Origin of the sequence: Rhizobium gallicum bv. gallicum R602sp (genome assembly GCF_000816845.1) — a bacterium.
GTDB lineage: Bacteria > Pseudomonadota > Alphaproteobacteria > Rhizobiales > Rhizobiaceae > Rhizobium > Rhizobium gallicum.
Genome location: NZ_CP006877.1, coordinates 2,659,608 through 2,684,167, shown reverse-complemented (window position 1 = coordinate 2,684,167; position 24,560 = coordinate 2,659,608). Strand labels below are relative to the sequence as shown.

The window sequence follows — 24,560 nt, the reverse complement described above, 5'->3', positions numbered from 1 at the left end:
TCAACACCGCGGGCCTCCCAGTTTGACAAAATACCGATAATCCCCCATATCCCCCGCATTGGCCGCCTGCGCGATTTTCGCGCGGGCGGTTTTGCGTTTGAATGGGCCAGATGCTGCAATTCATTCGCATCCGCACCGAGGCTGGCAGGGTGATCGATATGGACGGACAAGGCAATCTCGCGGTTCGGCGGCTGGCGCTTTGGGGCATTCCGCTGTCGCTTGGTGTCATGGGACTGAAGATGGCAGCGTGGTGGGTCACCGGCTCCGTCGCGCTGCTTTCGGACGGTCTTGAGTCGACCGTCAATGTCGTTGCCGCCTTCATTGCCTATTTCGTCATTCGCTACGCGCAGAAGCCGGCTGATCACGATCATCCGTTCGGGCACCACAAGGCCGAGTATCTCTCGGCGGTGACCGAAGGCGCGCTCATCGTGGTCGCCGCGCTTTTGATCGTCAAGGAGGCGATCGGCCATCTGGCGGCGCCGCGCATGCTTGACGCACCTGCGCTCGGCCTCGCGATCAATTTCGCCGCGGGCGTGATCAACGCCGTCTGGGCGCAGCTGCTGATCCGGACTGGCCGGAAACACCGCTCGGCGGCGCTCGCCGCCGACGGCCAGCATATCATGTCGGACGTCGTGACCTCCGTCGGCGTGCTGATCGGCCTGCTTCTGGCGATCGCGACCGGCTATCCGATCTTCGACCCGGTGCTTGCAATCCTGGTTGCCGTCAACATCCTCTATCAGGGCTGGAAGGTGATCTCGCATTCGATCGGTGGGCTGATGGACCAGGCGGTGGAACCGGAGGAAGAGGAGGCGATCAAGCAGGCGATCGCCACGCATGCGGCGGGCTCGATCGGCGTTCACGACCTGAAGACCCGCCGGGCGGGGTCTGTCACCTTCGTCGATTTTCATCTTGTGGTTCCGGCCGCAATGCCGGTAAGGCAGGCGCACGATATCTGCGACTGCCTTGAAGATGCCATCCGCGCGGTGCATCCGGGCGCCAGCATCGCCATTCACGTCGAGCCGGAGGGCGAAAGGGCCCATGGAATCCGCGTCAAAGTCGTAAAGGACGTCTAATGCCGAAAACCGATGTTTCCAGCCTGTCGATGCTGGGAAAAGAGACCGAAACAGCAAAGTCGCCGGAAGAGGCGGTGCTGGAGAAGGTGCCGTCGAACCATGCGGGCACCGACTACGTGGTGCGCTTCACCGCGCCGGAATTCACCTCGCTCTGCCCGATGACCGGCCAGCCGGATTTCGCCCATATCGTTATCGATTACATTCCGAACGAATGGCTGGTGGAGTCGAAGTCGCTGAAGCTCTTCCTGCATTCTTTCCGCAATCACGGCGCCTTCCATGAGGATTGCTCGATCTATATCGCCAAGCGGATCGTCGAACTGCTCGATCCGAAGTGGCTACGGATCGGCGCCTATTGGTATCCGCGCGGCGGTATTCCGATCGACGTCTTCTGGCAGACAGGCAAGCCGCCGGAAGGCGTGTGGCTGCCCGACCAGGGTGTCGGGACCTATCGCGGCCGCGGCTGAGGCTCAGGCCGATCATCAGACATCGAAACTGTCGTCGCCGGACTGATCGCCAGCGACGTCGTCATCATTGTTGTCGTCGCTGCTGTAGTCGGCCTGCCGGATGTCATTGTTGTTGTTGTCATCGGCAACCTGAGGGTTCTGATCGCCATAGTAGTTGTTGTTGACGGTCTCCTCGGCGGGGGCGCCGGCATTGCCTGGATTGCTGCCGGAAAAAGGCGAGCCCCAGCCGAGCGACGACATATGATTGCCGAAGATGCCGCTCAACGAATTGGCAAGCAGCATGCCGCCTGCCACGCCGGCAGCCGTGCCGAGCGCGCCGCGAAGGAAGCTGCCGCCAGCCGACGGCGCGCCGGGTTGCGGGTTCCACGGGCCGCTCGGCTGCTGTTGCATCGGGCGGACGGGTTCGTCGTAACCGCGATCCTGATGGATGGTCTGGCGCGGCGCATTGCCCCAGGGATCCGAGGTCGGTGCCGGCTGCTGCGCCTGGCCGGTGCCGAAGATCGAGCTCAAAAAACCGCCGCCCTGTTCGGCCTGGTGATGTTGGCTTTCGCCGGCCTCGAGCTGGCGGATGCGCTCTTCCAGTTCCTTGATGTGGTTGGCGGCCGCTTCAAGACCCTTTTCCTGAACGATGACGGCCTGCGCCAGATAATAGGTCGTATAGGGCTGCTCGCGTACGCCCTTTTCGATGAAGGCCTCCGCTTCGCGCTCGCGCGGTGTCGCGGCGGCGGTGCGGATCCTGTCGAAGAGGCCGGCCAGCAGTTGGCGTTCTTCCGGTGACATAGCTGTTTCCTTGTGTCTTTCGTGCGGACATGGCCGCCTGAGGATGAGGTAGGAACGGATTTCGGCTTTTCAAAGCCGCGGCGCGTTACATTTCGGTAAGGCGCTCAGGACTGCCCCAGACGCGCAGTGGGCCGAGCGACGTAAAGCCAAGCTCCAGCGCATCGCTCAAATCATCGCCGTGTTCGTAGCCGACGATCGGCATGCCGGGGAAAATCTCGGCCGCCTTCTGCACCAGCCCGGCGCGTATGGCGCGGTCTCTCTTTTTGATGGCAAAGACATTCGAGTGGCCGACCACATGCGACTGGCGATTGAGAATGCCGCCGCCGCAGAGCGCTTCGCTCTCGAAGGCGGCAAGAAAGGCGATATCCGCATTGCGCAGCAAAGGTTCAGCGAAGATCGGCGTTGTCTGCGGCGGTTCGCCGGCGCCCCAGGCTCTTTCCCAAAGCTCGAGTTCAACCGCCGTTGTGATCCGCTTCCATGTCAGGGACTGCTCTTTCGGCGCATGAATCTCAACCGCCTCGATGCCGATCCATTCGGCCTCGAACAAGATTTCGAAACCGAGAGGAGTAAGGGTGAGCGCCGCGTAGCTGTCCTTGACGCCCCAGCCGCCTTTTCGCGAGCGGATCAGCACAGCTATCGCTTCCTCCTGCTCGCGCGCGCTGCCAGCACCCGTCAGCGTTATGACGTCCGGATAAAAGGGCGGCGTGCCCTGGCGGTGAAGCCACAGGGTTGCGGAAAATTCGCCGGGCACGCCTTGTGCCTGACAGACGGAATTGCACCAGAGCGCATTGTTGCGGACAGCCGCGCGCAGCATTTCCGATGTCATTTTCGCCTCCGCTTTCGAGCTCCCAGGCAGAATGCGAGCATATCGCCGGTTTGTCATAAGAATATCTTCACCCGTTCCGTGCCTTGTCTTTTTACCGCATTGTTTTACCCATTGAGTCGCACTATGTGCGAGGAACCCGATTTGGAAGTAAGAGAGGTTCGAATGAACGACGAAGAACAAGACGACGACAAGACGAAGGAGCTGCCGCTCGGCAAGGAAACGGAGGCGAATCTTTTCAAGTCGCGTTCGATCTTCATCTACGGGCCGATCAACCAGGAAATCGCCCAGAAGGTCTGCTCGCAGCTCGTTGCGCTTGCTGCAGCTAGCGACGAGGACATTCGTATCTATGTCAGTTCGCCCGGTGGTCACGTCGAATCCGGCGATTCCATCCATGACATGGTCAAATTCATCAAGCCAAAGGTCTGGATGATCGGCACCGGCTGGGTCGCCTCGGCCGGCGCACTGATTTACGTCGCGGTACCGAAGGAACGGCGTCTTTGCCTGCCGAACACTCGCTTCCTGCTGCACCAGCCGTCCGGCGGCACGCGCGGCATGGCCTCCGACATCGAGATCCAGGCACGCGAGATCATCAAGATGAACGAGCGTCTGAACAAGATCATGGCGGCCGCCACTGGCCAGTCGATCGAGAAGATCGCCGCCGACACTGACCGCGACTACTGGCTTTCGGCAGAGGAAGCCAAGGCTTACGGCCTGGTTTCGCGGATCGTAACGTCGCAGAGCGAGATCTGATTTCTCTTCGCCCCGGTGGGGAGGAGGCGGGCTGAAGGCTCGAATGAGGGGGCGGCGCGGCAAGCGTTGCCCCTTTTTCTTGGTAAGCAGCTGGTGTTTGCACCGAACTCAAGGATCGCCCGGCTCGGCCGGCCGCCACATCTCCCTCACGAGCAACTTCTCGCTGAGAAAACCATAAGGCGGGCATCTGGACTTGCGCGACTCCATTCAATGGGGCTCCATGCAACTTTTCCAGTCATCCGAGACGCGCCATGCTCAAAGACTTTTCCGTCCAGGCCCTGTTCATGGGCGTCCTCACAGCCTTTGTCGGCTTTGCCAGTTCCTTTGCCGTCGTGCTGCAAGGATTGCAGGCAGTGGGCGCAACGGATGGGCAGGCGGCCTCGGGGCTTATGGCGCTGTCGATCTCGATGGGCATCTGCGGCATCGTGCTGAGCGCGGTAACACGGCTTCCCGTCAGCATTGCCTGGTCGACGCCGGGCGCAGCACTTCTTGCGAGCACCGGCGCGATCGAGGGTGGGTTCGATGCCGCCGTCGGTGCCTTTTTGATCTGCGCGGTGCTGATCGTCGTCGCCGGCCTCTTCAAGCCGCTTGGCCGCGCGGTCGCCGCGATCCCGGCGCCACTTGCCAATGCCATGCTTGCCGGCGTGCTGCTCGGCCTCTGCTTCGCGCCGGTAAAGGCGATCGCCTTTAATCCGCTACTCGGGCTGCCCATCATTCTCGCCTGGATCGTCGTCGGCGCCTTCAGGCGGCTCTGGGCAGTGCCCGCCGCCCTCGGCGTCTTCGCGCTGGTGCTGACATTCGGCATCGACATTCCGGACGGAGCGCTGGCCTCGATCGGGCGGTCGCTTGTGCCGACAATCGAGATCGTCCGCCCGGTGTTCAATCTTGCGGGCCTCGTTTCGGTCGCGCTTCCGCTCTTCATCGTCACCATGGCATCGCAGAACATTCCGGGCATCGCGGTACTGAAGGTCAATCTTTATGATCCGAAGCCGGGGCCGCTCTTTGCCGTCACCGGCTTCTTTTCGGTTCTTTCCGCGCCCTTCGGCGGCCATGCCGTCAATCTGGCGGCGATCACGGCTGCGATGTGTGCGGGGCAGGACGCGCATGCAGATCCGCAGCGACGTTATTGGGCGGCGATGATCTCCGGCGCCGGCTATGTGGTGTTCGGACTGCTTGCCGGCGTCGTGACAGCCTTTGTGGCTTTGGCGCCGCCGATCCTGATTCAGGCAGTCGCAGGGCTGGCCCTCGTCGGCGCCTTCTCCGGATCGGCGATGGCCGCCTTTCAGGCGCCGGAATCGCGCGAGGCTGCGGCGATCGCCTTTCTGGTGACGGCATCGGGAGTTTCCTTCGCCGGCATTTCCGGAGCGTTCTGGGGGCTCGTGGCCGGCGGGTTGATGCTGGCGCTGTCGCGTTTCGTTCAGGCGGCAAGAAAGTAGGCGGGGGGTTGCCGTTTTTTTGTTCGGCAGCTATAAGCGCAGGCATGAAGACCAATGGCGCAAAGATTTCCGACACCATTGTCCGCGGCCGCGTTGCCCTGCGTGACAATACGCGCGCCCTGACGTCGCTTCTTCTCCTCGGCCTTACGCGCGGTTGCCGGGTCCTTTGAGGAGCGCCCGGCGGCCGAAAGCCCGCCGGCCTATCGCTCCTCGCGACGAATTCCCTGAATTCCAACATAGACCAACAAGGTCCGCATTTGCTGTCGCCAAGCCCGCCACGATGGGCTAAGACGCGGGGCAAATTGCCGGGACGAGGAAGAAGACAATGGACGCGAAGACGCAAAATCCCGCAAAAGGCATGCAATCCGCAGGTGTGAAATACCGCCCGTACCCGCAGGTGAACATTCCCGACCGCACCTGGCCCACGAAGACGATCAGCAAGGCTCCGGTCTGGTGCTCTGTCGACCTTCGCGACGGCAATCAGGCGTTGGTGGACCCGATGGGCCATGACCGCAAGGCTCGCATGTTTCAGCTGCTGCTCGACATGGGCTTCAAGGAAATCGAGATCGGCTTTCCCTCCGCCTCGCAAACGGACTTCGACTTTGCGCGCTGGTGCATCGAGGAAGGAAATGTGGCGGACGACGTTTCGCTGCAGGTCCTGGTTCAGTGCCGCCCTGAACTGATTACCCGTACCTTCGAGGCGCTGCGGGGTGCCAACAAGCCGATCGTGCATTTCTACAACTCGACGAGTGAGCTGCAGCGCCGCGTGGTTTTTGCCAAGGATGTGCCGGGTATCAAGCAGATCGCCGTCGATGCGGCAAAGATGATCACCGACATGGCGGCGAAAGCCGGTGGCGGCTACCGCTTCGAATACTCGCCGGAAAGCTTCACCGGTACTGAGCTCGAAGTGGCGCTGGAAATCTGCAATGCCGTCATCGACGTGATGAAGCCGACGGCGGACAACAAGCTGATCATCAACCTGCCGTCCACCGTCGAGATGGCGACGCCGAACGTCTATGCCGACCAGATCGAATGGATGTGCCGCAATCTCGACAATCGCGAGAACCTGATCGTCTCGCTGCATCCGCATAACGACCGCGGCACCGGTATTGCGGCAGCCGAGCTCGGTCTGCTGGCAGGCGCCGACCGTGTTGAGGGCACGCTCTTCGGCAACGGCGAGCGCACGGGCAATGTCGATGTGGTGACGATGGCGCTCAACATGTTCACGCAGGGCGTCGATCCGGAAATCGACTGCTCCGATATCGAGCGCATCAAGAGCGTCTTCGAATATTCGAACCAGATGACCATCGGCGAGCGCCACCCTTATGTCGGCGAACTGGTCTACACGGCCTTTTCCGGCTCGCATCAGGATGCGATCAACAAGGGTATGAAGGCGATCAAGGTCGCTAACCATCCGGTGTGGGAAGTGCCCTATCTGCCGATCGACCCGCAGGATGTCGGCCGCTCCTACGAAGCGATCATCCGCATCAACTCGCAGTCCGGCAAGGGCGGCATCGCCTATATCCTGCAGCAGGACTACGGGCTCAATTTGCCACGCAATCTCCAGGTCGAGTTCCGCGAGGACATCCAGCGCATCACCGACGAAGAAGGCAAGGAACTGCCGTCGCGCCGCATCTACGACCGCTTCATCGAGCGCTACGTGACGCAGCCCGAGGGCCGCATCAAGTTCGTCGATCATCACACTTTCGCCGATCCAGAGCGCAAGGGCGTGCGTGTCGTCGCCGCTGAGATTATCGACAATGGCGAGACGAAGCGTATCGAGGGCCGCGGCAACGGCCCCATCGACGGCTTCATCAACGCGCTCTCGCACTATCTCGGCATCGAGATGTCGGTCGAAGACTACTCCGAGCACTCCCTGCAGCACGGCTCGAATGCGGCGGCCATCTCCTACGTCGAGACCGCCTATCCCGGCGGCAAGCTCTTTGGTGCCGGCATCAGCACCAATATCGTCGGCGCCTCGCTCGAAGCGATCGTATCGGCGGCCAACCGCGTGCTGGATGTGAGAGCCGGGAAGAACTGATCGAGATTGCGCAGCGGGCGCCGCCGGCTGCGCGTTTTGCCCCTCAGGCGGCGAAAGATGGCTTGCGCGGGCGGACGATGCAGTCGGCAATGTCGGCGGTTTCATTCTGCGCCTCGGCGTGGCGCTGGCCCCATTGGCAGAGCGCCAGCAGCACCGGTTCAAGGCCAAGCCCGAGCTCCGTCGCGGTATATTCGACGCGCGCGGGAACTTCGGCAAACACCTCGCGGCTTACCAGACCATGTTCCTCCATTTCGCGTAGCTGCTGGATCAGCACCTTCTGCGTGATCTCCGGCATCATGCGTTTCAGCTCCGAAAGACGCTTCGAGCCGCAGAAAACGTAGTAGAGGATAACCGGTTTCCAGCGCCCGGCGATCACCTTTGGCGCGCGTTCGACGGGCAGTTTGGGCAGTCTCTTGATGGGTTCAGCCATGGTCACTTCCTGGTGGGTATGGCACGAAAGAGTGTCTATTCTGGTCGCCGAGTTTACTGATAAAGCGCTGCCCACGCCATTCAAACGTGAGGTCTGCCATGAAAGCCGTCCGCTTCGACCATTTCGGTCCCCCCGAGGTTCTCAAGGTCGTCGAGGTGCCGCGGTGCCGCGCGAAGGGGAGGTGCTCGTTCGCGTCCGTACTGCAGGCGTCAACTTCTTCGAAGTGCTGATGCGCGCCAACCGGTATGCGGTGACGCCGGAATTGCCCATCATCCCGGGTGTTGAAGTCGCGGGTGTTGTCGAGGCGATAGGCGAGGGAGTTGATTCCGCTGTCATCGGTGCGCGCGTTGCCGTTCCGCTTTTCGCGCTCGGGCGGGGTGAAGGTTATGCGGAGTACGTCGCCGTGCCGGGTGCGTCAGTGATCTCGATCCCCGACGCGTTGTCCTTCGAGACGGCGGTTGCGCTGATGGTGCAGGGGCTGACGGCGCTGCATATGGTGCGTCAGGCGCTGCCACGGGACAAAACCGTTCTTGTCCACGCGGGGGCCGGGGGCGTTGGCTCGCTGCTGGTGCAATTGGCGAAGCGTGAGGGCGCAGGATCGGTCATCGCGACGGCAAGCAGCGAGAAGAAGAGGTCGCTCTCCCGCAGGCTGGGCGCGGACGCGGCGATCGACTATACAGCCGAGGGCTGGCAGGAGACCCTTTGTAAAATGGCGCCCGTCGATCTGATCTACGATACGATCGGTGGCGAGGTGACACGTGCCTCCCTTGCAGCACTTGCGCCGGGCGGAGAGCTTGTCTTTGCTGCACTGGGCCGCTTTCGGCTTGAGGTTGCCGACCTGAATTCCCTGTTCGAGAAGAACCAGACGCTCAAGGGATTTGCGCTGCTGCCTCTGTTATCTGCAACGCTGGCGGACGATCTCTCCGCGCTGTTTTCACTTGCCGTCTCCGGCGCGCTGATCGTCGCAAAGGGCGCGAGTTTTCCGCTGGACAGGGCCGCCGATGCGCATCGCGCCATCGAAAGCCGGGGCGTCAGCGGCAAGGTCGTGCTGGTCCCGTAAGGCTCAGATCGCGGTTGCGACTTCCATGGCGATCTGGCTGAGCGAGGCTTCGGCGGAAGGTCCGGCCAGAACGTAGGAGGTGCCGGCATTGTGCCAGGTGATCAGGCCGATTTCGTCCCGGATCGTTTCCTTGAAATCCTCGGATTCGATTGGCTGGGCATCCTTGCGGAAGCAGATGGAGATGAGATCGCCGTCCGTGCTTGTATAGACCAGCTGGCCGACCGGCTTTCCGTCGCCAAGAAGCACGCGGGCGCCCTGAAAGGCCCAGCCGTCTGTAGACAAATCAGGCACGCGAAAGGCGACTCCGACCGTGGACGTCAGCCAGTTGGAAATCTCCTCGGCCTGGGTAGAGGGCACCTCGACGATATGCCGCGGCTGGCGGATCATCAGGCGCTGGTAGGCTGTGATGTCGTTCAGCCAGTTCTTGCTGCTGGCATTGTCGTCCACGATCTGTGTCGTGCCATTGCCCGTGGGAGAGCCAGGGCTCGTGCCGGCGAGATAGCCGATGCCGCAGCCGACGATAAAAAGGATGATCGCTGCGGCCAGCGCCTGCGTGCCGCTAGGCGCGAGCTTCATCGACGGGCGGGTGGTTCGCGGCGCGATCGGCGCCTTGGGCGGCTGGACGCTCTTGATCGAGCGCACGAGTGCCAGCGGAACCGGCTCTTTAAGAATATCGTCCAGACGGCGGCGGCCGAAATCGGCGCCGTGACGCAGCTTGTCGTAAAGCCGGCGCGCACCTTCGTCGGTGGCGAGGCGCTGCTCTAGCTCATGCTTCTGTTCCGGCGTCGTTTCGCCGTCTAGAAGGGCGGTCAGCTGGGCGTCAAGCGATAATTTTTTGAAGTCGGGCAAAGTTCAGTACCTGTGAGGATGATCGTCGGCGAGGCTTGCGAAGTGCAGCCGCGCCGCGGCAAGCTGCGTGGGCACGCTGCCGGCCGATATGCCCATGATGTCGGCGGTCTGCTGATAGGTATGTCCTTCGACAGCGACAAGCAGGAAGACGCTCGAAATGCCTTCAGGCATTTCGGCGAGCATGCGGTGTATGGCATCGGTATCGGCGACGGCTGCGCGGTCGCGCGCCGCGTCGCGGATATCCGTGACGTTGCTCTTGGAAGCCGGTCGCGCCTTGCGTCTGCGGCCATCGTCGCTCCACTGTTGGCGGGCGAGTGTGTAAATCCAGCTTTCGAGCCGGCCCTCGCCGCTCCACTGCTGGCTCTTCGCCACCGCACGCTGACAGACCGCCTGAACCAGATCGTCGGCAGCAGCCGCATCGCCAAGCGTCATCGCGAAGCGCCGCAGCCGCGGGAGCAGGCCCACCAGGTCGCGTCGGATATCGATGGTCGTTACAGGCTGACGCATAGTCTCATTTCATGAATGGGTTCGGGCGAAGCACCCGATGTGGGCCAAGCTTTTTATATCGTGGAAGTGATCTTTATGGAACAATTTTGCACTGCCGCGCAAGAAGAAGACGGCGCGGTCGAAGAATTCCCAAAGGTTTCTCTCTTGGTCGCCGGAGCGCGCCCCCGTTTCAATACGTCCGGTAGCCGTTCAGGCTCTGCAATAGCGCACGATAAGCCCAGGTGTTTTCGCCGCCGCGGTCGCGAATTTCGACGAGCTGGACGCGGGCACCCTGGATGTCACCTTCTTCGGCCAGGGCCTGGCCCATGTATGATCGTGCGAGGATATAATTCTCGTCGGCTTGCAGCGCCTTGCGGTAATAGGACATTCCAAGTTCCATCCGGCCCGCCTTGCGGTTTGCATAGCCGAGATAGTTCAGGATGCGCGGATCGTTCTTGTTCCTGGCGAGGTTCAAGACGGTGATGGCATTTTCATATTGGCCGGCATAGGCGAATTCGCGCGCTGCCTCGTAGAGGTCGTCGTCATTAAAGCTGCTCTTCTTCGGCGCGACGCATTCCTTCCTCTTCTTGTCCCACACCTTGCCGTCGGCGCATTTGGTCGTGGTTTCGGTCTTCGGAGGCGGGCTCGTCTCGTCGCTTTCGTCACCGACGGCGAAGGCCGGTGCCGACAGTCCGGCTGCAAGGCCGAAGGCGAGGGTGAGACGGCAGATGCGGTTTGCTGCGGCGCGCATGGCTTGTTCCCTGATCGGCTGCGATTGCGGCCGGATTGTACAGTGGGATTTGGAAATACCAAGGGCTTAAGCATTACCTGGGGGAAAATCGCAGCGGCTTCAGAAATTGATTCAAAAAGCCGCGAAAAAGATTCCGCTTGTCCGCCTAAAGCTTGAAAATGTCGACACTTTCCGACGAAACGCCATCGCCCATGTCGTTCAAGCTGAAGCGTTCGCCCCTCAGTTCCCAGGCGCCGGGCGAACCGTCGATGCTGAAGAGATTATAGGCCGCACGGGGCTTCAAGCCACCTGGTCCCTGCGAGGCGGAAGCAATGCCGACCACAGGCACGGGACCAGTCTGGCCGCGCAGCCAGTGGAGCGTATTGAGATGCGTATGGCCGTGGAGCACCAGTTCTGCGCCGCCGGTCGAGACGACGGCGGCAAAGCGGCGGATGCCGATCATGCGCTTGTAGAAAGCAGTCGCGCCGCGGATCGGCGGGTGGTGGATCATGACGACGCGAAAGAGGCCGGCTTCACCGGCCGCGCGGAGCATGTTGACGGTCTCGCGGGCCTGCCGCTGGCTGAAGAAGCCGCTGGCGGCAAATGGTGGCGTGGCGACGGCCGTCGAGCAGCCGACGAGCGCGACTTTGCCGCGGACGCGGAGATAGGGAAAGATGTGCTTGTCTTCCTCCCATTCGGCTGGAGCGAGGTCGCCGCGCACATAGTCATACCAGGCGCGCATGGATTTCTCGTAGGCGCCGGGCACATACGCGTCGTGATTGCCGGGAACCACGGAGGTTTCCGCCGGTTCGCCGAGCGCGCGAAGCCAGGCGGCGGCGGAGCGGATCTCAATGCCGCTTGCGAGATTCACCAAGTCGCCGGTCACGGCCAGGTGGTCGGCCTGGCGCGCACGGATATCCTCCAGGAGCAGATCCAGCGTGCCGCCGAAAAGATGCTTGCGCCTGTGGCGGTGCCAGTTCACAAAGCCGGTAATGCGCTTCGAGAAAAGCTCGCGGAATGAAAGATTGGGAAGTGGGCCGAGGTGGATATCCGAGATATGCGCGAGCTTGAACATGCTACGACACATAGACCAGGATATTTACAAATCAAACACGTCCGATTGAACGAAATAGTGAAAACAGACCGATGACGACCAAGGAAATCAGGCCCTGGCAATCCAAGCTGCTGATGCGGATCGTGCATGGCTATTTCGCTCTCGCGCGCGGCATGACGATGGGCGTGCGGGCGGCCTGTTTCGATTCGTCCGGGCGGATTTTTCTGGTCCGCCACAGCTACATTCCCGGCTGGCATATGCCTGGCGGGGGGCTGGAGCGCAACGAGACAGCTGAGGAAGCGCTGATCAAGGAACTGCGCGAGGAGGGCAACCTCAGGATCATCGGCAGGCCGCAGCTCTTCCATGTCTATTTCAACGCATCGGCGAGCCGGCGCGATCATGTGGTCTTCTACCGCGCCGAGGTCGAGCAGACAGCGCCGCGCAAGCCGGATCGCGAAATTGTCGAATGCGGCTTCTTCGCGCTCGACGGTCTGCCGGACGGCACGACTGAAGCGACGAGGCGCAGGCTGAGGGAGTTGAGCGGCGAAGAGCCCGCCGCTCACTTCTGGTAGGATTCACGCGGCAGCGGCAAGCTTGGCGCGGCCGTGCAGGCGGTCGAGATCGAGAGCCGGGCCGACCGGGATCACGCCCGTCGGATTGATCGTCCTGTGGCTGCGGTAATAGTGCTCCTTGATGTGGCGCAGGTTCACCGTCTCCTTGACGCCCGGCGTCTGGTAAAGATCGCGCAGGTAGCCCGAGAGGTTCTTGTAGTCTTCGATGCGACGGATGTTGCACTTGAAGTGGCCGACATAGACTGCATCGAAGCGCGCCAGCGTCGTGAACAGCCGCCAGTCGGCTTCCGTCAGCCGATCGCCGAAGAGATAGCGGCTTTTGCCGAGACGCTCGTCCAGCATGTCCAGCGTTTCGAAAATCTTCACAACATTTTCTTCGTAGGCTTCCTGCGTCGTTGCAAAGCCTGCCTTGTAGACGCCGTTGTTGACGGTGTCGTAGACGATCGCATTCAGCGCATCGATGTCGGCGCGCAGAGCGTCGGGATAGAAATCGGTGTTCGAATCGGTCAGGCCGTCGAAGGCGCTGTTGAACATGCGGATGATCTCGGCCGATTCATTATTGACGATCGTACCGGTCTTCTTGTCCCAGAGCACGGGAACGGTGACGCGGCCGGAATAGTGCGGATCGGCCTTCACGTAGATCTCGAAGAGGGTCCTTGCACCGTAAAGGTGATCGCCGGTCGCGCCGTCGCCGACTTTGAATTCCCAGCCGTTCTCGGCCATCAGCGGATCGACGACGGACACGGAGACGATGTCATCAAGCTTCTTCAGTTTGCGGAAAATGAGCGTGCGGTGCGCCCAGGGGCAGGCGAGCGAGACATAGAGATGATAGCGGCCAGCCTCGGCCTTGAAGCCGCCGCTGCCCGTCGGTCCTGCCTCCCCATTGGCCGTGATCCAGTTGCGGAACTGAGAGGCCGCGCGCTTGAAGTGGCCCTTCGTTTCCTTCGTATCGTACCCGACGTTCTGCCAGACGCCGTCAACCAGCATGCCCATTGTGCGCTTCCTTCAAATTCGCCGTTGGTGGAAACATATTGCACGCGGCCGATCTTTGCAGGGGTGCGAAGACTGAACAGTGCGTCACAAATGTTTTTTCGGTCGCGTCACTTTGCGTTGGACGAGGCAAATTTTTCCTGCTATCGGCCTTTTCACATTTTCTCGGGAACCCGATTTGTTTTACGCATCCAGAAATCTGCGACGACGCTGATGCTTCCGAACGCCTAAGCGCGTGCTCGAAAATCATCAATTCCGTCTATCCGGTTTCTGTCTCATCATGCAAAAGCACGATCTGGTCTACCTCACCGAGGATGCGTCTCACGACGCGGCTATCGAACACATCAACGAAGAAGCTTTCGGCCCTGGCCGGCACGCGCGTGCGGCTGCGCGCATCCGCGAGCAGGGGGCGCACGATCCGTCGCTCTCCTTCATCTGTACCGATGATGGCGAAACGATCGCCTCGGTCAGGATGACCCCGGTCATGGCGGGCGATGTTAAAGGGCACCTGCTCGGACCACTCGCCGTCCGGCCATCGCACAAGAATATGGGCATCGGCCGCGAACTCGTGCGGATCGCGGTGGAGGCGGCAAGGCGCAAGGGCTCCGAGGCTGTCATCCTTGTCGGCGATCCGCCGTATTATTGCCCGCTCGGCTTCGAGAAGGTCGCCTACAACGCGCTCGCCTTTCCAGGGCCAGTCGATCCCGCCCGCGTTCTGGTCGTTCCGATTGCCGAAGATGCGCATCAGCGTCTTAAGGGTATCATCGGCTGGCGTGCATAGTTCATATGTCCTACCGCTGGTTTCCCTGACCTCACTTTGCTCGAGGTTTCGGCAGCTTGGTGGAGGGCGGCATGAGCGGAAGTTCGGATCGCGCTGGGACGGGCGCATTTCAGCGGCGGCTGATGGCATTTTTCGGGCTCGTCTGGGCGGCCGACGCCATGCAGGTGCTAGCCGTCGGGTTCACGGCCGCTTCGATCGCCGCCACATTCCAGCTGACGGTGCCGCAGGCACTGCAGACCGGAACGCTTTTCGTCCTCGGCATGCTGATCGGCGCCGTCGTCAGCCGGCTCGCCGACAGGGTGGCAGGCGCTCGCCGACGTTGCCGACGCGTGGCGCTACATCTTTGCCGTGACGGCGCTGCCCGCCATCTTCGGCATCGGGCTTCGCTTCTTCGTGCCGGAATCACCGCTTGCGATCGATGCAGAAACGCGGCAAGTCTCACTCGCCTAAGCGGGACTCATCGACCTTCACGCCACCACATGGCGCCGAAGGCGAGCAGCAGCGCGCCGACGCCGGCAAAACCGGCAAAGAGCGGCAGGGTATTGATCCCCTTCAGCACGCTCTCGTTCGTCAACTTGATCTGCATGCGGTCATTGTCGGCGACGCGAACCTGGCCGCGAACCGGCAGGATCGGCGGAACTTCGATCGCTCCGTTGGTATCTGAAACGCGGGTGACAAGGCCGCGTGTCTTGCCGGAAATCGGCTTCAGCACATCCGTCGTCGAAATCATCGCCTTGAATTCGGGCGCATCGACGGCGCCGACATGAACGAGCGTCGTCAGGTCGCCGTTGCGGATTTCGAAGAGGCCGATCTCGTCCATCTTCTTCTCTGCCTTGAAGAGACCGGGTTCAGACTGGTTCAGCGGCAGATTTTCCGTCTTGCCTGATGGATATCGGACTGTGGCATTGCCCGGATTGTCGCCGATCGTCTGGCGGGTTACCTCCAGCGTGCGACCGGAGGCGCGCGCCGTCAGCGCTTCCTCCTCCAGCGCCGGTTCCTTCATCAGCCAATGGGCGATGCGGCGGTAGAGCGAGACGTGCGGGCCGCCGCCCTCGAAGCCGCGGGCCCAGAGCCAGCCCTGGTCGGAGAGCAGCATGGCGACGCGTCCCTGGCCGGCACGGTTCAAAAGCAGCAGCGGATGATTGTCTGCGCCAACCATGACCGTCTGGCCATGCGGAGACGCGACATCGACGCTGCGGAACCAGCGGCCCCAATGCGGCGGCTCGTCAGCGGAGCCGTCGAGGCCGCGGGTGACGGGGTGCTTGCGGCCCTCCTCGGAAAGGCGGGGATAGAATGCCTTGTCGATCATCTGGCCGGTCGGCTCGGCAGGGAGAACGGCCGAAAGCGGCGTCAGTGCGATCGAATCCTGGCCGGCATGCTCGGGACCTGCGGCAATCAGCAGCGCACCGCCGTTTTCGACATATTGTGCAATGTAGTCATAGTAGAGGATCGGCAGCACGCCGCGGTGCTGGTAGCGGTCGAAGATGATCAGGTCGAAGTCTTTGATCTTGTCGACGAACAGCTCGCGTGTCGGGAAGGCGATCAGCGAAAGCTCGTTGATCGGCGTGCCGTCCTGCTTTTCAGGGGGGCGCAGAATGGTGAAATGGACGAGATCGACCGAGGCGTCGGATTTCAGGAGATTGCGCCAGGCGCGCTCGCCGGCATGCGGCTCGCCGGAGACCAAAAGCACGCGCAGGTTTTCACGAATGCCATCGATGACATGAACGGCGCGGTTGTTTGCCTCCGTCACTTCGCCAGGCAGTCCGGCCACAGAGAATTCCAGCACGTTGCTGCCGCCGCGCGGAACCTTAAAGGAAAACGGCGTATCCTGCCCCGGTGTCGCCTGGAGCGCGGCGATCACGTCGCCGTTCAGCTTCACGGTGACATCGGCGGTGCTGCCCGGGCTCGGGCCGTCGTCGAAGACGCGCAGGACCAGTTGCTGCTCTTCATTGACGATGCCGAAGCGCGGCGCCTTGATCACCTCGACGCGGCGGTCAAATTCGTTGGCCTTGCCGGTGATCAGGCCGTGGACCGGTGCGTCAAAGCCGAGCGCCTGGTTGATGCCCGGCGCATCATGCACTTCGCCATCCGTCAGCATGATCGCGCCGCCGACGCGCGCTGGAGGTACGTCGGCAACGGCGGCCGAAAGCGCAGAAAAGAGACGTGTGGACGGCGTATCGGAATTTTCCGGCTCGGTCGCATCGACATAGCGCGGTTCAATATTCGGGAAACGAGAGAGGCGATCCTTCAACTGCGCCAGCGCCTCGTCGGTCATCTTGATACGTTCCGGCGTCTGCTGGCTCTGGCTCCGATCGACGATGACGGGAACCACCGTCGAAAGCTGCTCGCGATCTTCCTGCATGAGTAGGGGATTTGCGAGCGCTGCCAGCAATGCGAGGGCGGCCAGCGTGCGGATCCAGGCGCCGCGGATGCCGCGCCAGATGGCGAAGATCGCGACAACCGCGACGACGGCCGCGAGCGCTGCCAGAACCGGCCAGGGAATAAAGGGCGAAAAATCAACCGTCATGTCATTGCCCCAGCCGTTCGAGGAGCGCGGGGATGTGGACCTGATCGGTCTTGTAGTTGCCCGTCAGCATATACATCATGATGTTGACGCCGGCGCGATAGGAGTATTCGCGCTGCATCTCATCCGGCGGAACGGTCGGCAGCATCGGTGCGCCGTTCTGATCGACCGCCCAGGCCCCGGCTAAATCGTTGCCGGTGATCAGGATCGGCGAAACACCGTCGGCCGAGGCCGTCGATTTGGTGTCCGAGGCCCGGTTGTCCTGCCTCGACTCGATCCAGAGCGGGCTTCCGGAATAGCGGCCCGGGAAGCTGGAGAGCAGGTAGAAGGACTTCGTCAGAACGTGGTCCGAAGGAACCGGCTCCAGCGGGGGGATGTCGAGATTGGCGAGGATCTGCTGCAGGCGCTCGCCGTTGGCACTCGTGGCACCTCCATTGTTATCCAGGGAGGAGAACTGGTCGCGCGTGTCGAAAAGCACGGTGCCGCCGGCGCGCATATAGGCGTCGACGCGGTTGATCGCAGCCGTCGAGGGCATCGGCGCGGAGGCAGAAACCGGCCAGTAAATGATAGGATAGAAGGACAGCTCGTCCTTCGTGAGATCAAGGCCGACGGGCGGCGCAGGCTCCAGTGTCGTGCGGAAGGTCAGGAACTCGGTCAGGCCTTCAAGGCCGTGCTCGGAAATATTGTCGACATCCTGCTCGCCGGTGACGACATAGGCGAGGTGGGTATTGTCCAATCGCTGGAAAATCTGGTCGTCGCCGGGCTTGGAATCGTCGGCGCGCAATTGCGAGGGTTGCAGGAAGAAGGTCGTGCTGACGGCGACTGCGATGATCGCCGCGGGCCGGGTTGCAGAACGCAGCCGGGAGAAAGCGCCGCCCATGAACATGACGACGAGGCTGTCTGCCAGGAGCAGCAGGAAGGCGATGAGGAAGAGAGCGGGCTTGGCGGACCAGGTTTCACCGCCGATCAGGCCCTCGCGCAAGACATTGATGCCGGCTGTGTCGAGCGGCCTCAGCTCGGCGTTATTCGGCAATACATTCAATGCGGTAAAGCCGTCTTCCGAACCATAGAGTCCAGGGGGATTGTCGAAATTGGAAACGGGCTCGGTCTTTGCGTTCGGGATCAACGGCCGCGCCGTGCCGGTCTCCGTCGTGAGCACGCCCTTCGCCGTCAGCAGGCGGAAGGGCGGCAGGGCTTCAGCGGTCGTTGCAGCACCCGCTTCAGAGGTGACGCCGCCGGAGCGGGAGAGCTGAACGATGCGACGCAGCATCTCGACGAAATTGCCGGAGATCGGCAGGTTGGACCACGTTGCCTCGGCACTGACATGGAAAAGCACGATACGGCCCGCATTGATCGGCTTGGTCGTTACCAGCGGCGTGCCGTCGGCAAGGCTTGCCCAGGTGCGCTCGGCAAGATCGGGCGTCGGCTCGGCCAGAACCTGGCGCTTGACGGTCACGTCAGTCGGCTTGGCCATGCCGGCGAAAGGACCGAAGTTCGGAAAATCTGCCAGCGGCTGCGGCTCGGCCCAGGAGAGCGCGCCGCCAAGCGCACGCTCGCCCTGGCGCAACGTCACCGGCACCAGCGGATCGTCTGCGGGAGCGGCGGCAAGGCGCGGTCCGGCGAAGCGGATCAGCGTGCCGCCATTGGCGATCCAGCGCTGCATCGGCTCATAGGTTTCCTGCGGCAGCCGGCCGATATCGGCCATGATGATAACGGATGGATTCTGCGACAGCAGATCGGGGATGGAGGCAGCGAGATCCGGCGTGTTCGGCTGGATCAGATCGGCATAAGGCTGCAATGCGCGCTGGATGTAATAGAGAGGCGATAGCAGCGGCTGGAATTCATCGCCCGCTTCGCCGGAAAGCAGCACCACGCGGCGGCGCTTGAAGCCATCGTCGAGCAGATGGACCGAACCTGCCGTTGCGAGATTGTCGATGCTGACGCGGGCGAAATCGTTGCGCATCTCGAAGGGGGCGGGGATCGAGCCGGAGGCGACCGACTGCCCGGGCTGGAAATCAACCGTGCCTGCGGCAATCGCACGGCCCTGCGCATCCTGCGCCGTCAGCGGCAGCGAGGCGGCGCCCGCGCTGTCCAGGCGAGTCGCGGTCACGCTCATGGCGTCGGCGGCGTTCGTGGCACCGCTGATCGCGATCGTCCGTGCGGTATCGCCTTCGATGAGACGGAGCTCGGCAGGCTTCAGATCGGCGAGCTGGCGGATGGTCGCATCGTTTTCCTTGGCGGCAGCGCCGTCGGAAAGGAAGGCGAGCGTCCCTGGTTTCGTGCCGTTGAGGGCGGCGCGCAATGCCTCGAAGGCGCGTTCGCGATCCGGAACGAGCGGCTGCGGTTCTGCAGCGCGCAGCATGTCGCGGGCCGCCGTTGTGGTGCCCGGCACAGCATTGTTGGTGGGATCGGCGGTAAAGGCGACCGCGACGGGGGCGCCGGCGGATTCGGCGTCGTCGATCAGCGCTTCGGCGGTTTGCACGCGCCGTTGCCAATCCGGCGCCGTTGCCCAGCCATTGTCGACGAAAAGAACGAGCGGACCGCCTGCGGCGAGGGAATTGGTGCGCGGATTGAAAACCGGATCGGCGATCGCAAGGATCACGGCAGCGGCGAGCAGCATTCGAAGCAGCGTCAGCCACCAGGGGCTTTGAGCGGGCGTTTCCTCGCGCTTCAGTACGGCGGCCAGTATCTTCAGCGGCGGGAAGACTTCGGATTTCGGGCGCGGCGGCGTAAGCCGCAGCAGCCACCAGATGACCGGCAGGGCGACAAGCGCGCCGAGGATTGCAGGATAGGCGAAAGCAAAGGGAAGGGCGCTCATAACAGCCCCCCATGTGTCGCCTTGGCCGGCATCCCGGACAGATACATATGCACCGCAACCAGTGCTTCGGATGCCAGGTGATCGGTGCGATGGGTGACGAACGTCCAGCCGAGATGTCGAAGCGATTGGCCGAGATCGTCGCGGCGGGCCAGATAGGCGCTGCTATAGGCTTCGCGGATGTTTTCCGCGCGGCCGGACACGAGTTTCGAGCCGGTTTCCGGATCGGTGAATTCAGTACGGCCGGTATAGGGGAAAAGCTCTTCGGCGGGATCGGCGATTTCGACCACGTGGCCGCGAAGGCCGCGACGGGCAAGCGGTGTGAGGCGGGCCATGATCGCCGGCGCATCGTCCAGGAAATCGCCGATGAGCACGAGATCGCTCCAGCCGCGGATCATGGCGACGTCCGGCAGCCCGCCCGGTAGCGGCGCATGCATGAGCGCGGTTGCAAGCCGCTCGGCGGCATTGCGGGCGGCGACCGGTTCCATGACGCCCGGACAACCAATGCGTTCGCCGGAGCGCGCAAGGATTTCAGCGAGCGCCAGCATGATGACGAGCGCGCGGCTTTCCTTCGAGACACTGCCGAAGGTCGACTTGTACATCATCGAGGGCGACATGTCGGCCCACAGCCAGATGGTGTGGGCGGCTTCCCATTCGCGCTCGCGAACATAGGTATGGTCGTCGCGGGCGGAGCGACGCCAGTCGATGCGCGATAGGCTTTCCCCCTCGGTATAGGGGCGGAACTGCCAGAAATTTTCGCCGATACCGCGCTTGCGGCGGCCATGCCAGCCGGCAATCACGGTATTGGCGATGCGCTTTGCTTCGACCAGGCAGTCCGGCACCAGAGAGGCCCGCTGTCTTGCGCGGGCGAGGGCATCGCTGCCAGGGGTCGGATTGACGATCTGTCCGATAGATGCCACGCGTCCGGCTTCCTTATCCTTTGGCTTGCTTGACGAGGCCGGCGATGACATCGCGGACCGACATGCCCTCGGCACGTGCAGCGAAGGTAAGCGCCATGCGGTGTTCGAGAACGGGTTCGGCAAGTGCATGGATATCGTCGAGCGACGGCGCCAGACGGCCTTCATAGAGCGCACGGGCGCGGGCGCAGAGCATCATCGCCTGGCCGGCGCGCGGACCCGGGCCCCAGGCCACATTCTTGTCGGTCGCAGCGTTGCCCTGGCCGGGGCGGGCGGAGCGGACAAGATCGAGGATCGCATCGACGACCTTGTCGCTCACCGGCATCTGACGGATGAGCTTCTGGATTTCCATCAGCCGCCCGGCATCGAGGACGGCTTGCGGCTTCGTTTCGCTGATGCCGGTCGTTTCGAGCAGGATCTGGCGTTCGGCGGCAAGCTCGGGATAGTGCACGTCCACCTGCAGCAGGAAGCGGTCGAGCTGAGCTTCCGGCAGCGGGTAGGTGCCTTCCTGCTCCAGCGGGTTCTGGGTGGCGAGAACGTGGAACGGCGTCGGCAGGTCGTAGCGCTGGCCGGCGATCGTGACGTGATATTCCTGCATCGATTGCAGCAGCGCCGACTGCGTGCGCGGTGAGGCGCGGTTGATCTCATCCGCCATCAGCAGTTGGGCGAACACCGGGCCCTTGACGAAGCGGAAGGAGCGGCGCCCGTTCTCGTCCTGGTCCATCACTTCGGAACCGAGGATGTCCGACGGCATCAGGTCCGGCGTGAACTGGATGCGGTTCGCGCCGAGGCCGAGCACTTCGCCGAGCGTGGTCACCAGCTTGGTCTTTGCAAGGCCGGGCACGCCGACCAGAAGTGCATGGCCGCCTGAAAGAACAGCGAGCAGGGTGTTTTCGACGACGCTTTCCTGGCCAAAGATCACCTTCGAGACTTCTTCGCGCACAAGTGCGATATCGGCGAGCGCCTTTTCTGCGGCAGCGATGATTTCCTTCTCCCCGAGGCTATCTTCGGTCTTCATCATACCCATCAAGTATCTCCAACGGCTGAATCATTCGTCGCGAATCGGCGGACTTACGCCTCTGGCTCGTACCCTATAGAGTTATGGATATGTTGCGGGCTGACAAGTTCGTTCCAAATGACTATCTCGTGACTATTCTATCGTTAAGAGCAAACCGGGACAGAAGAATGGCAGCGCAAGAGATCAGGGCGAGTGAAGATGCCGCAGGGCTTGCCGCGCTGATTTCGCGCGCTGCAGGCGAAACCGGCGACAAGACGCGCGGACTTCCGCCGGTCGAAAAATGGAATCCGCCCTTCTGCGGCGATATCGACATGGAAATCCGCGCCGACGGCACATGGTTCTACTTGGGAACGCCGATCGGCCGTGCGCCCCTGGTTCGCCTGTTTTCCACCGTCCTGCGCAAGGACGAGGACGGAAAGACCTATCTCGTCACCCCTGTGGAAAAGATCGGGATCAGGGTCGCTGACGCTCCGTTCGTCGCCGTCGAGATGAGCGTGACGGACCGCAATGGTCAGCAGGTGCTGACATTCCGCACCAATACCGGCGATGTCGTCGAGGCCGGCAAGGAGTATCCGCTGCGCTTCGTGATTCATGGAGAAAACAGCGAGTTGAAACCCTATCTGCATGTGCGCGGACGTCTCGAGGCTCTGGTATCGCGGGCCGTGATGTATGAACTGGCCGATCTCGGCGAGATTGCGGATATCGAGGGCAGGGAAATGTTCTGCGTCCGCTCGGCCGGCTGCGTTTTCCCTGTCATGGCCGCCGATGAACTGGATATGCTGTCCCGATGAGCAATGCCCCGACCCAAGCCTACCCACTCTATTCCGCGGCCGAATTCCGCCGCCGGGCGCTCAATCAAAACGGCGGGCCGGTCGATCATTCCTGGCGGGATCACGGTGACCACATCCTCAATCCGGATATCGTCGCGATGGTCGAGGGCTTTCGCCTACGCGACGCCGCTGTGCTGGTGCCGGTGGTCGACGACGGCGACGAGGCGCGGGTCATCTTCACCAAGCGCACGGCAAACCTGCGCAAGCATTCCGGCCAGATATCCTTTCCTGGCGGTGCGGTCGATGCTACGGACATTTCTCCGGAGATGGCGGCGATCCGCGAGACACAGGAAGAGATCGGCATTGCCGGCTCCTTTGTAGAGACGGTCGGACGCCTGCCGCACTATCTCGCCGCGACCGGCTTCCGCATCACGCCGGTGCTTGGCGTCGTCCAGCCGGGGTTCGAGCTGAAGCCCAATCCGCGGGAAGTCGACGACGTCTTCGAGGTGCCGCTTTCTTTCCTGATGAACCCGCAAAACCACACCCGCGACAGGCGCTTGGTCGAGGGTATCGACCGGCATTTTTACCGCATGCCCTATGAAAGCTGGATGATCTGGGGCATCACGGCGGGTATCGTGCGCACCCTTTACGAGAGGCTTTACGCATGACCAGCCTTGCTGATGAAGCATGGTTCAAGGACCCCCGCCTTCAGCGCGTCTTCGCGCTCCTGAACGCAGACGGCGGGGAGGGGCGCGTCGTGGGCGGCGCCGTGCGCAACAGCCTGATGGGGCTTCCAGTAAGCGATATCGACATCGCGACGACGCTGACGCCGGACGCCGTGACGGAACGGGCGAAGGCATCCGGCAGCAAGGCGATCCCCACCGGCATCGAGCATGGCACCGTGACGCTGGTGATCGAAGGAAAGCCGTTCGAAGTGACGACGCTGCGCACCGACGTCGAGACTGACGGGCGCCGCGCCAGGATCGCCTTCAGCACCGACTGGCAGGCGGATGCGGAACGGCGCGACCTGACGATCAATGCCCTTTACATGACTTCCAAGGGTGAGGTGGTCGATCTCGTCGGCGGACTTGCCGATATTGAAAAGCGCAACATCCGTTTCATTGGGGATGCGGCGACACGGATTGCCGAGGACTACCTGCGCATCCTGCGGTTCTTCCGCTTTTTTGCTCACTACGGCTCCGGCCGGCCCGATGCAGACGGACTGCGGGCCTGTTCGGCGGCGCGGTCGAAGCTCACTACACTTTCGTCCGAAAGGATTTGGTCCGAACTTCGCAAGCTGCTTGCTGCCGACGATCCGGGCCGGGCGCTGCTCTGGATGCGGCAGGTTTCGGTGCTCAGCGAAGTCCTGCCGGAGACGGAGAAATGGGGCATCGACGCCATCCCGGCACTGGTCGCTACCGAAAAGGCGCTCGGCTGGAAGTCCGATCCGCTTCTTCGGCTCGCTTCGATCGTTCCGCCCGATGCCGAACGGCTGGAGAAGATGGCGGTCCGCCTGAGATTTTCGAATGCCGAAGCGGCCTATTTCAGGGCCTGGGCGGCGGCGCCCCCCGTCGATGACGAAATGTCTGCCGCGGCCTTCGACCGGCTGCTCTACCGCAATCGTGTGGACGGTATCGTCACGCGCCTGAAGCTCGCGCTCGCCGTTGCTCGCGGCAAGGCGGAAGGCGACATGAAGGAAATGAGCCGGTCGGCCAGGCTCGGCAAGCTGTTGGATCGGGCCCTGACGTGGAAGAGACCGCAATTTCCAATCGGCGGCAGCGATGTCGTTTCCACCGGAATTCCCGCAGGCCCGCGTGTCGGCGAGACGCTTGCGAAACTCGAAAACCAATGGATCGACGAGAATTTTGCCGCCGACCGGGCGATGCTGCTCGCCCGGCTGAATGAACTTTCGAAGTGATCAGGCCGCTGTCGCTTCGTCGCGGATGCGGGCCTTGATGTTGTCGATCATGTTTTCGCGAATGGTCGTTTCACCGTGGGCGGACTTCATGTGCTCGACCGCGCGGCGGACGACTTCGGCGTCCTCATCGGCGCGTGTGTGCCAGGTGCAGCCCGGAACGAGCGTACCGCATTCGTAAAGTCGCATTGTCTACTCCTTTGTCGGAACATGACAGGATGATCGCGCTGACACGCGGTTCTCCAAGATGTGCGAAACTTCAATGTGCGAAACGGAGAG

General features: G+C 62.3%; 23 protein-coding genes and 3 pseudogenes. 13 read left to right on the top strand and 13 right to left on the bottom strand.

Annotation, left to right across the window (positions count from 1 at the left end):
* The first annotated feature begins 158 nt into the window (after window positions 1-158).
* Both emfA and queF read left to right on the top strand, forming a co-directional pair.
* The gene (emfA, locus tag RGR602_RS13340; protein ID WP_039846856.1) at window positions 159-1,073 is read left to right on the top strand and encodes a CDF family cation efflux transporter EmfA; all 915 of its coding nucleotides are present in this window, start codon (window positions 159-161) and stop codon (window positions 1,071-1,073) included.
* Entirely contained in the window at window positions 1,073-1,537 is a 465-nt protein-coding gene (gene queF, locus RGR602_RS13335) for a preQ(1) synthase (protein ID WP_039845509.1), read from the top strand. The genes emfA and queF overlap by 1 nt, the downstream gene beginning before the upstream one ends.
* Before the next feature lie 15 nt (window positions 1,538-1,552).
* Here queF and RGR602_RS13330 read toward each other — a convergent pair whose 3' ends face one another.
* Together RGR602_RS13330 and RGR602_RS13325 are read right to left on the bottom strand one after the other, a co-directional pair.
* Window positions 1,553-2,317, bottom strand: a complete 765-nt coding sequence (locus tag RGR602_RS13330; protein ID WP_039845508.1) for a DUF2076 domain-containing protein — start codon at window positions 2,315-2,317, stop codon at window positions 1,553-1,555.
* Between the two features lie 85 nt (window positions 2,318-2,402).
* Window positions 2,403-3,143 (bottom strand): hypothetical protein, encoded by a 741-nt coding sequence (locus RGR602_RS13325; RefSeq protein WP_039846855.1) that lies wholly within the window; start codon window positions 3,141-3,143, stop codon window positions 2,403-2,405.
* A gap of 162 nt (window positions 3,144-3,305) precedes the next feature.
* On the opposite strand from RGR602_RS13325, the gene RGR602_RS13320 reads away from it, so the two are divergent.
* The 4 genes from RGR602_RS13320 (at window position 3,306) to leuA (ending at window position 7,370) form a co-directional block, all read left to right on the top strand.
* Window positions 3,306-3,893, top strand: coding sequence for an ATP-dependent Clp protease proteolytic subunit (locus tag RGR602_RS13320; protein ID WP_039845507.1), 588 nt, complete (start codon window positions 3,306-3,308; stop codon window positions 3,891-3,893).
* Window positions 3,894-4,144: 251 nt separating this feature from the next.
* Window positions 4,145-5,329, top strand: coding sequence for a benzoate/H(+) symporter BenE family transporter (locus tag RGR602_RS13315; protein ID WP_039845506.1), 1,185 nt, complete (start codon window positions 4,145-4,147; stop codon window positions 5,327-5,329).
* Between the two features lie 44 nt (window positions 5,330-5,373).
* Complete coding sequence (locus RGR602_RS39195) at window positions 5,374-5,499, top strand: hypothetical protein (RefSeq protein ID WP_267285061.1); 126 nt, start codon at window positions 5,374-5,376, stop codon at window positions 5,497-5,499.
* 155 nt (window positions 5,500-5,654) lie between these two features.
* Window positions 5,655-7,370 carry a 2-isopropylmalate synthase gene (gene leuA, locus RGR602_RS13310; protein ID WP_039845505.1) on the top strand — a complete coding sequence of 572 codons (1,716 nt, stop codon included), beginning with the start codon at window positions 5,655-5,657 and terminating at the stop codon, window positions 7,368-7,370.
* Between the two features lie 43 nt (window positions 7,371-7,413).
* On the opposite strand, the pseudogene RGR602_RS13305 reads toward leuA, so the two are convergent.
* Window positions 7,414-7,900: pseudogene (locus RGR602_RS13305) on the bottom strand (winged helix-turn-helix transcriptional regulator).
* On the opposite strand from RGR602_RS13305, the pseudogene RGR602_RS13300 reads away from it, so the two are divergent.
* Window positions 7,899-8,860: pseudogene (locus RGR602_RS13300) on the top strand (quinone oxidoreductase family protein). The pseudogenes RGR602_RS13305 and RGR602_RS13300 sit on opposite strands and share 2 nt — an antisense overlap.
* Window positions 8,861-8,863: 3 nt before the next feature.
* On the opposite strand, the gene RGR602_RS13295 reads toward RGR602_RS13300, so the two are convergent.
* The 4 genes from RGR602_RS13295 to RGR602_RS13280 all read right to left on the bottom strand — a co-directional run bounded on the left by RGR602_RS13295 (window position 8,864) and on the right by RGR602_RS13280 (window position 12,000).
* The gene (locus tag RGR602_RS13295; RefSeq protein ID WP_039845503.1) at window positions 8,864-9,709 is read right to left on the bottom strand and encodes an anti-sigma factor family protein; all 846 of its coding nucleotides are present in this window, start codon (window positions 9,707-9,709) and stop codon (window positions 8,864-8,866) included.
* Between the two features lie 3 nt (window positions 9,710-9,712).
* Window positions 9,713-10,216: an RNA polymerase sigma factor gene (locus RGR602_RS13290; protein WP_039845502.1), complete on the bottom strand. Its 504-nt coding sequence runs from the start codon at window positions 10,214-10,216 to the stop codon at window positions 9,713-9,715.
* A gap of 169 nt (window positions 10,217-10,385) precedes the next feature.
* A complete protein-coding gene (locus tag RGR602_RS13285; protein WP_039845501.1) occupies window positions 10,386-10,946 on the bottom strand; it encodes a hypothetical protein in 561 nt (186 codons plus the stop codon).
* 145 nt (window positions 10,947-11,091) lie between these two features.
* Window positions 11,092-12,000, bottom strand: a complete 909-nt coding sequence (locus RGR602_RS13280; protein WP_039845500.1) for a metallophosphoesterase family protein — start codon at window positions 11,998-12,000, stop codon at window positions 11,092-11,094.
* 71 nt (window positions 12,001-12,071) lie between these two features.
* Here RGR602_RS13280 and RGR602_RS13275 point away from each other — a divergent pair, with 71 nt between their 5' ends.
* Window positions 12,072-12,551 carry an NUDIX domain-containing protein gene (locus RGR602_RS13275; protein ID WP_039845499.1) on the top strand — a complete coding sequence of 160 codons (480 nt, stop codon included), beginning with the start codon at window positions 12,072-12,074 and terminating at the stop codon, window positions 12,549-12,551.
* A 3-nt stretch (window positions 12,552-12,554) separates the two neighbouring features.
* Here RGR602_RS13275 and RGR602_RS13270 read toward each other — a convergent pair whose 3' ends face one another.
* The gene (locus tag RGR602_RS13270) at window positions 12,555-13,544 is read right to left on the bottom strand and encodes a glutathione S-transferase family protein (RefSeq protein ID WP_039845498.1); all 990 of its coding nucleotides are present in this window, start codon (window positions 13,542-13,544) and stop codon (window positions 12,555-12,557) included.
* Window positions 13,545-13,821: 277 nt separating this feature from the next.
* Here RGR602_RS13270 and RGR602_RS13265 point away from each other — a divergent pair, with 277 nt between their 5' ends.
* Window positions 13,822-14,322: a GNAT family N-acetyltransferase gene (locus tag RGR602_RS13265; RefSeq protein ID WP_039845497.1), complete on the top strand. Its 501-nt coding sequence runs from the start codon at window positions 13,822-13,824 to the stop codon at window positions 14,320-14,322.
* Between the two features lie 71 nt (window positions 14,323-14,393).
* Window positions 14,394-14,733: pseudogene (locus tag RGR602_RS35610) on the top strand (MFS transporter); the annotation flags it as partial.
* A gap of 46 nt (window positions 14,734-14,779) precedes the next feature.
* Here RGR602_RS35610 and RGR602_RS13260 read toward each other — a convergent pair.
* Genes RGR602_RS13260 through RGR602_RS13245 form a run of 4 tightly spaced genes read right to left on the bottom strand, consistent with a single transcriptional unit; the run spans window position 14,780 to window position 21,605 of the window.
* Complete coding sequence (locus RGR602_RS13260; RefSeq protein ID WP_039845496.1) at window positions 14,780-16,849, bottom strand: membrane protein; 2,070 nt, start codon at window positions 16,847-16,849, stop codon at window positions 14,780-14,782.
* Between the two features lies 1 nt (window position 16,850).
* A complete protein-coding gene (locus tag RGR602_RS13255; protein WP_039845495.1) occupies window positions 16,851-19,664 on the bottom strand; it encodes a DUF4159 domain-containing protein in 2,814 nt (937 codons plus the stop codon).
* Complete coding sequence (locus RGR602_RS13250; protein ID WP_039846854.1) at window positions 19,661-20,581, bottom strand: DUF58 domain-containing protein; 921 nt, start codon at window positions 20,579-20,581, stop codon at window positions 19,661-19,663. Before RGR602_RS13250 ends, RGR602_RS13255 begins: the two co-directional genes overlap by 4 nt.
* Window positions 20,582-20,594: 13 nt before the next feature.
* The gene (locus RGR602_RS13245; RefSeq protein WP_022714193.1) at window positions 20,595-21,605 is read right to left on the bottom strand and encodes an AAA family ATPase; all 1,011 of its coding nucleotides are present in this window, start codon (window positions 21,603-21,605) and stop codon (window positions 20,595-20,597) included.
* Window positions 21,606-21,763: 158 nt separating this feature from the next.
* Between RGR602_RS13245 and RGR602_RS13240 the strand changes: the two genes are divergently transcribed.
* The 3 genes from RGR602_RS13240 to RGR602_RS13230 are packed head-to-tail and all read left to right on the top strand — an operon-like array spanning window position 21,764 to window position 24,284.
* Entirely contained in the window at window positions 21,764-22,387 is a 624-nt protein-coding gene (locus RGR602_RS13240; protein ID WP_039845494.1) for a DUF1285 domain-containing protein, read from the top strand.
* On the top strand, window positions 22,384-23,034 hold the full coding sequence (locus RGR602_RS13235; protein ID WP_039845493.1) for a CoA pyrophosphatase: 651 nt from the start codon (window positions 22,384-22,386) through the stop codon (window positions 23,032-23,034). The genes RGR602_RS13240 and RGR602_RS13235 overlap by 4 nt, the downstream gene beginning before the upstream one ends.
* A complete protein-coding gene (locus RGR602_RS13230; protein ID WP_039845492.1) occupies window positions 23,031-24,284 on the top strand; it encodes a CCA tRNA nucleotidyltransferase in 1,254 nt (417 codons plus the stop codon). Before RGR602_RS13235 ends, RGR602_RS13230 begins: the two co-directional genes overlap by 4 nt.
* Here the strand turns inward: RGR602_RS13230 and RGR602_RS13225 are convergent, their stop codons facing one another.
* On the bottom strand, window positions 24,285-24,470 hold the full coding sequence (locus RGR602_RS13225) for a DUF1059 domain-containing protein (protein WP_039845491.1): 186 nt from the start codon (window positions 24,468-24,470) through the stop codon (window positions 24,285-24,287). It lies immediately after the preceding gene.
* Window positions 24,471-24,560 lie beyond the last annotated feature (90 nt).